The organism is Halomonas sp. KO116 (assembly GCF_000734975.2).
Classification (GTDB): domain Bacteria; phylum Pseudomonadota; class Gammaproteobacteria; order Pseudomonadales; family Halomonadaceae; genus Vreelandella; species Vreelandella glaciei.
This window is the reverse complement of record NZ_CP011052.1, coordinates 107528-120503: the sequence shown is the minus strand read 5'-3', so window position 1 is coordinate 120503 and position 12976 is coordinate 107528. Positions and strand designations below refer to the sequence as shown.

Sequence of the window (12976 nt, the reverse complement as noted above, 5' to 3'; positions counted from 1 at the left end):
TGGTGCGAAAGGTCGCTTACTGAGACCTATACAAGACGTGAAGCGGGAAATGAGCAGCGAAAAAGCGCCCCTTTACCCGGGTGGGATTCAATCTGTAATTGCGCATCGTGGCGTAATAGTACGTGCTTGACGATTGCCAAGCCTAAGCCAGTGCCGCCAGTTGCGGTGCTGCGGCCTTTGTCGACACGGTAAAAACGTTCGGTTAGTCGGGGAATATGGACAGGATCAATCCCTTCACCATTGTCTTCCACATCGATATAGCCGCCACCAGTCGCGCTAGCTTTCCAGCGTAATGTGATGTGGCTACCTGCTGGCGTATAGCGAACGGCATTGAAAGCGAGGTTAGAGATGGCGCTACGAATTTCCTGTTCACTACCCAGCAGGCGTGCATCGCTTTCAAGCGCGACTGTAATGGTATGACGCTGATTCGACAGCGCCAGCGCATCATCACAAATGCTTTGTAGCAAAGGCCCTAACGACAGCGGATGGTGATCTTCCCCCCCCTGGTCGATTTCCAACCGGGAGAGCAGCAATAGATCATTGACCAGGTTTTGCATTCGCTGCGTCTGTTCCTGCATCTGGTTGATGCTTTTGCCCAAACGCGGCGGCAACTGGTCAGCAATATCGCTGTAGGTTTCCAGATAGCCGGAAAGGACGGTTAGCGGCGTGCGCAGCTCGTGAGAGACGTTGGCAACAAAGTCGCGCCGCATCTGTTCCAGGCGGTGCAAGCGCGTGATATCCCGGGCCATTACCAGCCGTTCATCGTCGCCGTACAGGGTAATTTGATACTGCAGGATTCGACGCTCGTCAATCGGCGACGTCAGCGTTAGCGGCTCGCCATACTCCCGCGCATTGAAATAGCGGATGAAACTTGGCTCGCGCAGTAGGTTGGTAATGTGTTGACCACGATCATGGGCGGTTTGTAGCCCCAGCATGTTCGTTGCAGCACTGTTCCACCATTCCAGATCACCGTGGCGGTCGAGCATGACCACACTGTCGCGCATCGCTTCAGACGACTCTTGAATACGGGCCAAGGTAGCGCGCAGCCGACTTTGCGTTATACGCTGGCTTTTCTGATAGCGGTATAAACGATCAAACAATTCACCCCACATACCGTGAGCGGCAGGCGGCTCATCGTGAGGATGTAGGGTTAGCCATAAATAAAGTTCGCGTAGCTGCCGCAAGTGATAGAACAGACATACTGCAAGCCCTGCCGCAAGCCCTAGCCCTGCTGAGCCCAATAACCAGCCTAAGCAAGTACCCAGTGTGGCCAGCCACGCTAGACGCCACAGTTCACGGCTCCATAGGCGCACATTTACACCCGTGCAGAGAAACGGTATCCGGTACCCCGAACCGTTTGAATCAGGTTTTGATGCACATCGCCCAGCGCTTTTCGTAAGCGGCGAATATGCACATCGACCGTGCGCTCTTCAACGTAAACATTGCCGCCCCACACTTGGTCAAGCAGCTGGCTGCGTGTGTAAGCGCGCTCTTGGTGAGTCATAAAAAACTGCAGAAGACGATACTCGGTCGGACCCATTTCCAACGCTTTGCCGTGAGCGCTTACCCGGTGACTTACCGGGTCAAGCAACAGGCCATTAATCTCAATTGGGTCCTCAACGCCACGGGGCGTCGCGCGGCGCAGCACTGCTTTTAACCGTGCCACCAATTCGCGGGGCGAAAAGGGCTTGGTGATATAGTCATCGGCGCCAGCTTCAAGCCCTTGGATCTTATTATCCTCTTCGCCTTTAGCGGTGAGCATAATAATCGGGATCTCGGCGGTAGCTTCTTCGCGCTTCAAGCGCCTAGCCAGCTCAATACCGCTGGTGCCAGGCATCATCCAGTCAAGCAGCAATAAATCAGGTTGGTGGTCAACCACCATGGCATGAGCATCCTGGGCGTTATCTGCTTCGAGCACACGGTAGTCAGCCATTTCCAGCGCTACCGCGATCATCTCGCGAATCGACGATTCATCATCGACAATCAGAACGGTTTTGGCGGTCATACCAGAGCCTCACGGTGTGCAAAAAAGCCAGTTCAAAGAAAAACAGTTCAATGACATGTCAGTGACGATAACACCATGACTTGATGACAGTTACATGACAATGGCAGTTACTGACCCGCCGCAGGCCACCAACTTAGCGCAATACCCGCAAAAATCAGCAGCCCCGACCAGTGATTATTCAGAAACGCCTGGAAACAGAGATCCCGCTCCTGATAACGAATTAAGCGCTGCTGATGCAGGAAAGTTGCCGCCATTGCAGCGAGCCCTAGCCAAAAGAACCCACCTAACCCAACCCGCCAGCCTACCCATGCCAGCAACCCCAGGGTGGCTACCTGGAGTAGGCCGATTATTAGGCGATCCGCGTCGCCAAACAGCACAGCTGTCGATTTAATACCAATTTTTAAATCATCGTCGCGATCGACCATGGCGTATTGCGTGTCGTACGCCACCGTCCATAGCACGTTTGCACCGAAAAGCAGCCACGCTTCCAACGGCACATGGCCCAGCACGGCGCCAAAGGCCATTGGAATTGCCCATGAGAATGCCGCCCCCAGCACCACCTGGGGAAAGTGCGTATAACGCTTCATGAACGGGTAAATAACCGCCAGAAATACTCCGCCCAGCGAGAGCAGCACCGTAAACCAATTAGTCAGTAGCACCAAAATAAACGCTGTGGCCACCAAACCAATAAACAACAATTGAGCCTCGGTTTCGCTGATTCGACCGGTGGCGAGCGGGCGATGCTTAGTGCGTTTCACATGGCCATCGAAATGGCGATCTGCATAATCGTTCACCACACAGCCAGCCGCGCGCATGACGTAAACACCGGCCACAAAAATCAGCAGTACATCACGGCCGGGTACCCCTTTAGCGGCAATCCACAGCGCCCAAAGCGTCGGCCACATCAACAACCAAGTGCCAATGGGTCGATCCAAACGCATCAGCTGTATAAAATCTGCCACGCGAGCCCATCCCTTCGGCCGCAACAGTGAACGATCCATGCTTACCTCACGAAAAATAAGATGCAGGCGCTAGCCTAGCGCGATGGCAGGTCAAGGTCATCCGCCATCGCACGCAAAAAATACTCCTGCACCAACAACGACAGTCCACCGTGCTTACCGCCGTGATAAAACACTGAGCGTCGGCCCCAGGTACAGTCGCTCTCGATACCGTTCATACGAGCAAATAAGGGGGATTGGGTAGTGGCTTCAAGCGGCCCGCGAATTAAACCTGGCTGACGAAATAACCAACTGCCTAGCGAGCGCTCACCTAACCCTTCCAAACGCTGGCCCTTTAACTGCGTAAGCGGGGCGACGGAGCGCGCTACCACCCACGGTGTTTCATCCAAGCACAGCGCGACTTCACGCAGCCATGCGTAGCGCTTGGGAGCAATGCCCAACGCCCGTGCCTCATCCTCTCGCGGCCAGCCTACGCCCTGGCGTAGCAGCCGCACCCGAAACTGTTTCTCACCACCAGCGGTTATTAAGCGGGCGGTTAACGAGTCGGTAGAAGCAACCCACTGCCACCAGGAAGGGCTCATGACAGGCCGCGCCGCAGCAACGGGACGCCAGCTCGAAAAGTGAGAAGTTTGCCGAAAAGCTGCAGGCGTCACCAAGTTCTCCAGGGCAATAAACGGATCGACTAGTGTAACATGCAGCACTAACAGGCTTTTGTTTCAGCGACTTTTTTGGTGTCTGCATGCCCACCTCACAACCAGAGCTCTCTTCATCCCACGCTGCGCTGGTCATTATTGGCACGGGAATGGCCGGGATTGGCTTAGCCCGGGCACTACGCCGTCTCGGTGACCAGCGTTCAATCACGTTGATTAGTGCTGACAGCGGTGACGATTACAGCAAACCGTTACTCTCCACCGGCTTCGCTAAAGGCCTAGCGCCCGACAAACTGGCCCAGCGAAACGCTGCCGAGCTGGGCGATGAGTTAAACGTCCGCATCATTACCCACACCCCCGTGGCGGCACTGGATGTGGATAACCGGACACTTCTTCTCGACGTTGGACAAGCGCCCAACTATGAAAAACTAAGCTCTGAAAAACTAAGCTCTGAAAAACTAAGCTACGAAACACTGGTATTAGCCACTGGCGCTGCGCCCAGGGTGCCATTCAGCATCGACCCCAGCGTAGCCCCACGCTGTTTCACCATTAATGACTTAGACGACTACCGACGCTTTTATCAGGCGTTAGGCCAAGGCCCAGCAAGGGTGGCGATTGTTGGCGCCGGGCTGGTCGGCTGTGAATTTGCTAATGACCTGTACGCCGGAGGTCATCACGTCAGCGTCATAGCGCCTGAAGCTACGCTACTGCCCCGCCTGCTGCCCATACCGCTGGGCAACGCCCTGGGCGATGCCTTCAATGAGGCAGGCATCCGACTCTGCTTAGGCCGCACGATAGATTCACTAACACCCAGCAGTGGTGATGACATCGTATTACGATTGGATAACGGCGAGGCTATCAGCGCCGATCTCGTACTAATGGCAACTGGCCTAACGCCGCGTACGGCGCTTGCCGAAGCCGCGGGTCTTAGCGTATCGCCGAGCGGCATACAAGTTGACCGCCAACTGCGTACTTCACACCCCGATATTTACGCCCTGGGCGATGTCGCCTGCGTCGATGGCGTTAACGCCATGTACGTGCAGCCGCTGCAAGCGAGCGCCAAGGCATTGGCGGCAACGCTTGCGGACACTCCCACGTTGGTCAGCTTTGGCGCTTGGCCAATAGTCGTTAAAACACCCCTGCTGCCAGTGGTCGCCTACCCGCCAACCACCCCACCTGAACGCTGGCGAATTGAAGGCGAAGGTGGCGATATCAGTGCGTTAGCCGAAAATAAAGACGGACGTTTGATTGGTTTTGCGTTGACAGGGGGCTGCGTGAGAAGGAAAGTGGAGCTTTCCAGAGCAGCACCTACGCTGCTAGGCTGATTTTCGTCGCGTTCACGACTAGGCTAGAGAAGCTACCTAGTGCTAATGACGCGCCCAACAACCTGCATTTGCTTTACGCTCGATTCTTTAACAAAAGTTCGATTGTTTACTAAAGGGAGATTTCTTATGCGCAAACCTGAACTCGCTGCTGCCATCGCTGAAAGTGCCGACCTGTCAAAAGACAAAGCAGGCCAAGTACTGAACGTTATTTTGGATGAGATCACTAACAGCGTTGCTAAGGGCGAAGATGTCGCTCTGATCGGCTTCGGTACCTTTACGGTACGTGAGCGCGCAGCACGTACCGGTAAAAATCCACAAACCGGTGCCCCACTACAAATTCCGGCCAGCAAAAATGTTGCCTTTAAGCCAGGCAAAGGACTTAAGGACGCCGTTTCCTAATGAAGCTCAAGCTGACGCTGTGGCTGCTGGGCATATTGCTCAAACGTGCCCTGCGCCGCAAGCCGCGCTTTCGTGAACAGTTAGAACGCATGCGCGGCCTGGACTGGGGAATCGCCACGGAAGATCTAAGCATCGCCCGCCACTACCGGATGACGCCGAAAGGCATCAGCACCGGTAAAGGGCTGCCCGTCGACTTAGACCTTGAACTGCGTTTCCGAGACCAAGCCACTGCGTTAAAAGTGCTCAAAAAGCCAACTCAGCAGGCCTTTCTTGACGGCATGATGAGTGGCAACGTGCGTTTAGTGGGCGACTCCGCCGATATGAACAAGCTGCAGAAGCTGCTCAAATATTTGTAGCCCAGTATTTGCAGTATTGAGCGATCAGCAAAGGGTAAACCAGGCAGAGGTATAACAGCTATCGATGGACATACCTCATCAACGCTTAGTGTACTTCCGCGTTACCCTGGAGTCTGGTTCAGTGCGCCGTGCTGCGGCGCGTCTGGACATTGCTCCCTCGGCGGTCAGCAGGCAAATTTCGCTGCTGGAGGAAGCCTTGGGAGCCACCCTCATGGAGCGTCAGCGCGACGGCATTTCACCCACCCCCGTAGGAGAAATGCTGCTTGAGTACTGCGAACGTCGCGGCGCACTCGACGAAGGCTTTATCGCGTCACTTGAAGCCTACCAACGCATGGAAACCGGCAGGATATCCCTTACGGTAGGTGAAGGTTTTGTCAGTGACTTAGTCGCTTCCCCGCTGCACGAATTTATCCAGCTTTATGCGGGTATCCAACTCGATATCCATACGGCAGGCACCTCGGGCATTATTGATGCCATTGTCGGCGATCATAGCCATATCGGCTTGATGTTCCATGAGCGTACCCATCCCCAGCTGCGTTTTTGGTCATCTACCCCTCAGCCACTCATGGCTATTCTGCCGCCCAACCACCCTTTGACCAGACAGACGTCACCGATCACACTGACCCAGCTTAGCGATCAACCGATGGCCATGTGGGACACCACCCATGGGGTACGTCAAATGGTCGACCAAGCATTTCAGCAGTCACGCATAGTCCCGCGCATGGCAATGAATACCAATTCAATGGTGGTATTAGCACAATATGTGCGCAGCGGCATGGGTATCACCCTGCTGCCTGACTTTGCTGTTGCGCACGATTTGGAAGCTGGCACGCTAGTGGCGCGTCCGGTAGATAATCCGCTGTTTCAGCGCTCCCAGGCCCACATGGTCACGCGGGTAGGAAGGCAACAGCCCAAGGCCAGCATTCTGCTCCTACGCCACCTGCAGCGCTGGATGCAAGCGTTTCGCGATGTGAATTAGCGCGCAGTCGCAGGCAGTCCCACCAGTCGCTCCAGCGGTTACGCTTTTTGTGACAATGGCGCCAGCACCGATTCGCGAGCCCTCACCAATTTCAATATTGCCGAGCACAACGGCGTTTGCACCCAGAAAAGTATTCTCACACAGTGATTTGAGAAAAACGCAGCACCGTTCCGCCTAACACTTCAGGCGGTATATCGGCCTGATGGACGTTCAGTGGTACAAAAGGTAGCGAGCGCTTCTGCCAGTGATTAATCGCCACGGCAATATCATCACAGGCCAGTGTTAACGCCACCGCTCTGGCGGGCACTGACGGGAGCCCTGCCAACATTTCAAAGCGCTCGCCTATTGCCCAGTCGCTTAATAAGTGGCAAACCCCTTTATCGGTGTGGATTTTAAAGCCTCCTGTTTGCGTTTGAATCGCTTCATCGCCATGGATACGACGAAACTGCTCCAAGTCTCGAGCAGGGCTATCTGACACATACCAAATATCGGTAATAGACGTCGCCGTATTAGCGTGCCGCTCAAGGGTCGGGTCTGTGCGAAACAGCTCAGGACGCAATTGCTGGCACAAGAACTGGGTAAGGAAAGGCTGCTGAGGGTCATGGAGGATATTTAACGCTACGCCCACTTCTACATCACCACTGGCAAGATGTGCCAGTCGGCGAAACTCAATAGGCAAATGGCCTTCAAAACCACGCGCAGTCAACAGCGCATGATCCGTCGACATTGCTTCACTTTCTAATGCCACCATGGCGATCCCCTCGCCAATGGCTAAGCGATCTTCCACCAATTTGGCAAATTGAAAGCCATTGCTATCCCGATAATCCGTTAGCTCTGGATGTGCAATGCCAATCAATTCAATGAAATTATTGTGTAAAAACAGCAGGTGATTATCGGTACCCCAGGGGTGGCTGTGGCGCGGATTGAGGGTAAAACCCAATGCGGCCGCGCGCTCGGCGGCCACATCTAAATCGGCTACCGCGACTAAGGGGTGATCAATGCCAAAGCTCATTGCAGTAACTCCTCACGCTGCTGGAGCGAAGCGCCCCAGCAAGTTAGAACAATATCCTCAGGTCCCATGGGACAATCAACCAACGCCGCTGCCGTAGCCAAATGCCACGCTGGCTTCCGGTGCCGTTTCCACCCAGACGCTTTGCGGCACCGTGTATTCGCGCAGGCCGTCCAAACCGCTAGAGCGGCCAAAGCCGCTATCGCCAAAGCCACCAAACGGTGACATCACGCTGATCGCCTTATAGCTATTGATCCACACCGTTCCCGCCCGTAACTGGCCAGCGACACGATGTGCCCGCGCCACATCCTGGCTCCAAACGGCGCCGGCCAGTCCAAAACGGGTTTCGTTGGCGAGCTGAATGGCTTCGGCTTCGTCATTAAAGGCCATGGCGATCAGCACCGGGCCGAAAACCTCTTGCTGAGCGATCTCCATATCCGGCGTGACCTCGACCAGCACGGTAGGGGCGATAAAATAGCCGTGGGCCTCGTCTGGCAGTCCTTCGGGACGCTTGCCACCCGTTAACACTCTCGCGCCTGCCGCTTCGGCGGCCTCAATCATCCGGGTGACCTGCTCAAATTGTCGGCGATTCTGCAAAGGCCCCATGCGCGTCGCTTCATCGCTGGGAAGGCCGACCGCAATCTGTTCCGCGGCCCGGGCCAAACGGCTGGTGACCTGCTCAAACACCGAACGCTCAATCAACAGCCGTGAGCCCGCCACACAGCTCTGCCCTGCGGCGGCAAAAATCGCCGCTTGGGCACCGGCGACGGCTTCGTCCAGCTTGGCATCGGCAAAGACGATATTGGCAGATTTGCCCCCCAGTTCTAACACGCTGGGCACCAATCGGCGTGCGCCGGCTTCAGCAATCATGCGGCCACTCTGGGGAGAGCCCACGAATACCAGCTTGCTGATAGTGGGATGATCGGTCAGCGCTGCACCGGTCGACTTGCCCAGCCCATTGACGATATTGATCAACCCTTTAGGGAGCCCCTGACCGAACTTTCCAGAGCATTCAAGCAGCTTGGCAATTACCACCGATGAGAAGGGCGTCAGTTCGGAAGGCTTCAGTACTACGCCGTTGCCCGCTGCAATCGCCGGGGCCAGTTGCCAGGCGCAGGTGAACATCGGCGCGTTCCAGGGGGTAATTTGCCCCACCACGCCGTAAGGCACGTGGCGTACATAGTTAAGGTGCGAGGTAGGCACTGGAATCACTTCGCCGTGCTGCTTGTCGCACCAGCCCGCGTAGTACTCAAACATTTCCCGCACTTTGCCTACTTCAGCGCGGCAGTCGCGAATCGGCTTACCGGCAACGACGCTTTCTAGCTGCGCCAGCGCCTCTTCATGGCCCTCCAGCCCGCGTATTGCAGCATTCATGCGCCGTCCACGCTCGCTGGCGGTGAGCGCCATCCATTCACGTTGCCCACGCGTAGCCGCTTGAGTAGCACGCTCAATCAACGCCGTGCCCGCATCACAATAGCTCACCAGGGCTTCGCCGGTGGCCGAATTGATCAGGGTGATTTCCTCACCCTCCCCTGCGACTAATGCCCCATCAATCCAGTTGCTTAGCGGCGTGGCAGCGGCTAAGCCGAAACCTTTAAGCAGTTCAGCAAGATGGTCACAGGCATATTGGCTAAGTGAGTTCACTGGTTGCCCTCCGCTTGGCTGCCACGCGCTAATATCGGCGTGGTGATATGGTTAAAGTCGTCGCTATCAGCTGGCTGTTCGGGGTTCGCATGCCAAGCATCAACAACAGCTTGTAGCAACGGCAAGGGGATACCGAGTTGCTCAGCGGCATCCCGCGCCAGACGCAGGTCTTTACGCATCAAACCGGAGGTAAAGCCAGAATCGAAGCGCTCGCTCAGCACCCAATCCGGGAAGTTCACCTCGCTAACCGCGCTGCGCCCTGAGCCGCTATTAAGGCCCGCCAAGCAGGCGGCGGGATCAACGCCCGCTTTGGCTGCCATCGCCACGGCTTCGGCGGTGGTTAACAAGTGCGCGGCACACAGGTAATTATTGGCAAGTTTGACCACATGGCCGCTGCCCGGGCCGCCCACATGGGTGCGCTTGGACGACATCGCTTCCAGCATCGGCAATACCCGTTCGATAGTGCGTTCATCGCCTCCCAACAACATCCCCAACTTGCCGCTGGCAGCGCCTTTCGGGCCGCCGCTAACCGGAGCATCCAACCATAGAAGGCCCGCTGCGGTTACTTTTTCAGCCAATTCACGCGTCACGGCGGGGTCGCTGGTGGAGGTATCAACAATCACGCTACCTTTCGGCGCAAGGTTAAGCAGGCCTGGAGATTGCTCGATCACTTCACGCACATGGGCAGAGGTGGGCAGCGACAGCAGGTAAACGTCGCTTGCGGGTAGTTCTTCGGGAACCACAACGGTTAACCCTTGAGCAGCAAGGCGCGACCGCGCTTGCTCAAATACATCGCTACCCGTTACTTCAAACCCTGCTGCTTTGAGGGTGAGCGCCATATTGCCACCCATCTGACCCAGCCCAATGACGGTAATGGTTAAAGGCTCAGCTATTAAAGACATCCTAAAACTCCCTAAGCGCCCTTTTGATAACGAGACGCTATGCTTGGTATGGATATTTGGCGTAGACGCTCCCCTGCCCAGTGGGCATCAGAGAGCGTGTAACGTTAGTTCTTAAAGAGACTTAACCCTGGGTTTAGACGAGAAGCGCCCTTACCAGCTCCACCCAGTAGCGCACACCCATCGGCAGCAAGGCGTCGTTAAAGTCATAGCGTGGGTTATGCAGCGAAGCGGAATCCTCGCCATTGCCCATCCAGATATAGGCCCCTGGGCGCTCGGCCAACAGGAACGAGAAATCCTCAGAGGCCATGCTTGGCGGCGGGTTGCGAATCACATTGTCGCTGCCAAGTAAGTTTTCCAGCACCGAGGCGCAGTGCTGGGCGTGTTCAGGGGTATTGATCGTGGCGGGATAGCAGCGCTGGTAATCCAGCTCAACGGTTAAGCCGTGGAACTCCGCCAAGCTGGCAATCGCCTGCTTAAAGCGTGCCTCCAGGTGCTCTTTAAGCGCCATATCAAAACAGCGCAGCGTGCCACGAAGCGCCACCTGTTCGGGAATCACATTGAAGGTATCCCCCGCGTTAATGCTGGTAATACTCAGCACGGCAGATTTGTCCGGCGGCGTTTCACGACTCACCAGCCCTTGCAGTTGGCTGATCAGTTGGCAGCTCGCCAAAACCGTATCAGTACCTAAATGGGGCATCGCCGCATGGCAGCCCTTGCCAGTCAGCATCAGGCTAAAGATGTCGAAGGCAGCCATGACGTCGGTATCGTGCACCGCTGCGACGCCTACGGGCAGACCCGGCCAGTTGTGCAGGCCGTACACGGCATCCATAGGGAAGCGCTCAAACAACCCCTCTTCGACCATGACGCGTCCACCGCCTGCGCTCTCTTCGGCGGGCTGAAAGATAAACACCACCCGGCCTTTGAAATCCGGCTGCTGCTTTAGCGCCCAGGCGGCGCCCAATAGCATGGTCGTGTGGCCATCGTGGCCGCAGGCGTGCATCTTGCCCGGCGTTTGCGACGCGTAGGCAAGCGCAGTCTCTTCTCGTATATCTAAAGCGTCGATATCGGCCCGTAGGCCGATGGTTTTGCCTTCACCCTGTTGACCATCCAGAGCGGCTACCACACCCGTTCCGGCAATCCCGGAGGTTACCTCAAAGCCCCACTCAGTCAGCAGCTCGGCAATACGCGCACTGGTGCGGTGCTCCTCAAACGCCGTTTCCGGGTGCTGGTGAAAATCATGGCGCCACGCTTTTAGTTCTGCGCTATCCGGTAAGTCTACTGAAGCAGTCATCGTCTATCCTTAAAGCATCACGTGAGCGACAACGGCAGAGCCGATAAAGGTGCCGGTGAATACCAGCAGGGCCACAATCACCAGCTTCCAGCCGGTTTGCTTGAACATGGCAAACTCACGCCCGGTAAGCGCCAGCCCTGCGTAGGCCAATACCGGCGTGACCACAGCCAGGAAATCCACCTCGGCCAGCCGTGCGATAATCCAGCCATTACCCGGGAAGAATGGCAGCGTCGCGATAATACTGATCAGCGATACCCAGGCCACACTAGGCAGGTAAAAGGGGCATATGCGCCCGATGACCAAGCCGATAATGACCATGACATACAGAATCAACATGCCGGGCAGCGCATCTAATAAAGGCGAACCGTTGACGATATTGCTAAACCATGCCGCCACACACACGGCTGCCAGTACCAACGCGGTTTTGCCTAGCTGGTTTTCGGGACGTAGCTCTTTTAACGCCTCAGCATCGAACTGATCGATTGGGCTCTCATGAGTTTTCATGGCTAACCTCCTGGCGCGAGCCTTTTAAGCGCTTGTACATCCACTCGGTGATCGGTAGCGCGATAAATAGCGATATATACAGACCGGTGGCGTAAGTAAGCAGGTTGCTTGCCCCGGCAAAGGCGAGTAGTTCGTCTTTGGATGCGGGTACCGCTTCAGCTAATGCGGCCGAACACGCCGCCACCATACTGCCACTGCCCACCCCGCAGGCCATGGCCAAAGCACGAATATCGAGAATATCCAGCGAGGCGATGTAGCCTGCCATTAAGGCGAAGTAGAGCGTACCGAACATGGTGCCTACTACGTAAACGCCCATAATACCGATACCTTCAGGGCTTCTCAGCCCGTAACGGTCTGAAATAATGGCAATATTGGGCTCACGGGCGATAGAGTAGGTGGCACCGATTGCTTCACGGCCCATCTTGAGAACTAATACGGCAAAGGGTAGCGCTATCAGCATGGTACCGAGATTACCCAGTTCCTGGAGAATCAGCGCGGGGCCGGCAGCGATAATCTGCTCGATCGCAGGGCCAATGGTAGAACCGAACTTGGCGATAAATGGCAGGATGGCGATGAGAATAATCGGGCCAGCCGCATTGCTAACTGGCTTGGGAATGACCTTGCCCATTGCCGAGAAAAGATGAGGATTGAACAGTACGCCAATGATAAAAGCATAGAGCAGCGGTAGTAACAGCAGTGTTCCAGGCCCGAGGGGGATGCGTACGATGCCGACCCACTCGGCAAACATCGACGTCACTATCACCGTAAGATGTAGACGCCAGTCCAGCAGTAGCTTGAGATCCATAGGAGTGTCCCTGTTTTTTTTAGAGTCACTCCGAGTATCGAAAGGTTACTGTTTCAATCATAGGGCTTTAGTGCGCTATTTTTTAGAACACCCAAACGTTGAGTGCAGAGTAGCGACATCCAACGCCTACGCATTTATACTAAAGTCT

At 55.7% G+C, this 12976-nt stretch carries 15 protein-coding genes; 4 read left to right on the top strand and 11 right to left on the bottom strand.

From position 1 onward, the window contains the following. Positions 1 to 26 precede the first annotated feature (26 nt). The 4 genes from phoR to KO116_RS00575 all read right to left on the bottom strand — a co-directional run bounded on the left by phoR (position 27) and on the right by KO116_RS00575 (position 3665). Positions 27 to 1313, bottom strand: a complete 1287-nt coding sequence (phoR, locus tag KO116_RS00590; protein ID WP_035556171.1) for a phosphate regulon sensor histidine kinase PhoR — start codon at positions 1311 to 1313, stop codon at positions 27 to 29. A gap of 2 nt (positions 1314 to 1315) precedes the next feature. Further along, positions 1316 to 2005: a phosphate regulon transcriptional regulator PhoB gene (phoB, locus tag KO116_RS00585; RefSeq protein WP_008957133.1), complete on the bottom strand. Its 690-nt coding sequence runs from the start codon at positions 2003 to 2005 to the stop codon at positions 1316 to 1318. A 107-nt stretch (positions 2006 to 2112) separates the two neighbouring features. Further along, the gene (ubiA, locus tag KO116_RS00580) at positions 2113 to 3006 is read right to left on the bottom strand and encodes a 4-hydroxybenzoate octaprenyltransferase (protein ID WP_035556174.1); all 894 of its coding nucleotides are present in this window, start codon (positions 3004 to 3006) and stop codon (positions 2113 to 2115) included. Positions 3007 to 3041: 35 nt separating this feature from the next. Then, positions 3042 to 3665, bottom strand: coding sequence for a chorismate--pyruvate lyase family protein (locus tag KO116_RS00575; protein WP_035556176.1), 624 nt, complete (start codon positions 3663 to 3665; stop codon positions 3042 to 3044). Between the two features lie 38 nt (positions 3666 to 3703). On the opposite strand from KO116_RS00575, the gene KO116_RS00570 reads away from it, so the two are divergent. The 4 genes from KO116_RS00570 (at position 3704) to KO116_RS00555 (ending at position 6673) form a co-directional block, all read left to right on the top strand. Then, on the top strand, positions 3704 to 4939 hold the full coding sequence (locus KO116_RS00570; protein ID WP_035556178.1) for an NAD(P)/FAD-dependent oxidoreductase: 1236 nt from the start codon (positions 3704 to 3706) through the stop codon (positions 4937 to 4939). 126 nt (positions 4940 to 5065) lie between these two features. Beyond that, positions 5066 to 5338, top strand: coding sequence for an HU family DNA-binding protein (locus KO116_RS00565; protein ID WP_007112276.1), 273 nt, complete (start codon positions 5066 to 5068; stop codon positions 5336 to 5338). Continuing rightward, positions 5338 to 5694 carry a hypothetical protein gene (locus tag KO116_RS00560; RefSeq protein WP_008957129.1) on the top strand — a complete coding sequence of 119 codons (357 nt, stop codon included), beginning with the start codon at positions 5338 to 5340 and terminating at the stop codon, positions 5692 to 5694. Before KO116_RS00565 ends, KO116_RS00560 begins: the two co-directional genes overlap by 1 nt. A gap of 64 nt (positions 5695 to 5758) precedes the next feature. Further along, the gene (locus KO116_RS00555) at positions 5759 to 6673 is read left to right on the top strand and encodes a LysR family transcriptional regulator (RefSeq protein WP_045812024.1); all 915 of its coding nucleotides are present in this window, start codon (positions 5759 to 5761) and stop codon (positions 6671 to 6673) included. Here the strand turns inward: KO116_RS00555 and KO116_RS26225 are convergent. The 7 genes from KO116_RS26225 to KO116_RS00525 form a co-directional block, all read right to left on the bottom strand. Next, positions 6626 to 6781: a hypothetical protein gene (locus KO116_RS26225; RefSeq protein WP_200897120.1), complete on the bottom strand. Its 156-nt coding sequence runs from the start codon at positions 6779 to 6781 to the stop codon at positions 6626 to 6628. The two genes, KO116_RS00555 and KO116_RS26225, sit on opposite strands and share 48 nt — an antisense overlap. 28 nt (positions 6782 to 6809) lie before the next feature. After that, positions 6810 to 7685 carry a VOC family protein gene (locus tag KO116_RS24035; protein WP_052703690.1) on the bottom strand — a complete coding sequence of 292 codons (876 nt, stop codon included), beginning with the start codon at positions 7683 to 7685 and terminating at the stop codon, positions 6810 to 6812. A 75-nt stretch (positions 7686 to 7760) separates the two neighbouring features. Next, positions 7761 to 9326, bottom strand: a complete 1566-nt coding sequence (locus tag KO116_RS00545; RefSeq protein ID WP_035556181.1) for an aldehyde dehydrogenase family protein — start codon at positions 9324 to 9326, stop codon at positions 7761 to 7763. Then, positions 9323 to 10228 (bottom strand): NAD(P)-dependent oxidoreductase, encoded by a 906-nt coding sequence (locus tag KO116_RS00540; protein ID WP_035556183.1) that lies wholly within the window; start codon positions 10226 to 10228, stop codon positions 9323 to 9325. Before KO116_RS00540 ends, KO116_RS00545 begins: the two co-directional genes overlap by 4 nt. Before the next feature lie 133 nt (positions 10229 to 10361). Further along, positions 10362 to 11519, bottom strand: a complete 1158-nt coding sequence (locus tag KO116_RS00535; RefSeq protein ID WP_035556185.1) for a M20 aminoacylase family protein — start codon at positions 11517 to 11519, stop codon at positions 10362 to 10364. Positions 11520 to 11528: 9 nt separating this feature from the next. Further along, positions 11529 to 12023, bottom strand: a complete 495-nt coding sequence (locus KO116_RS00530) for a hypothetical protein (protein ID WP_035556187.1) — start codon at positions 12021 to 12023, stop codon at positions 11529 to 11531. Next, entirely contained in the window at positions 12010 to 12828 is an 819-nt protein-coding gene (locus KO116_RS00525) for a DUF3100 domain-containing protein (RefSeq protein WP_022521099.1), read from the bottom strand. Before KO116_RS00525 ends, KO116_RS00530 begins: the two co-directional genes overlap by 14 nt. Between the last annotated feature and the right edge of the window lie 148 nt (positions 12829 to 12976).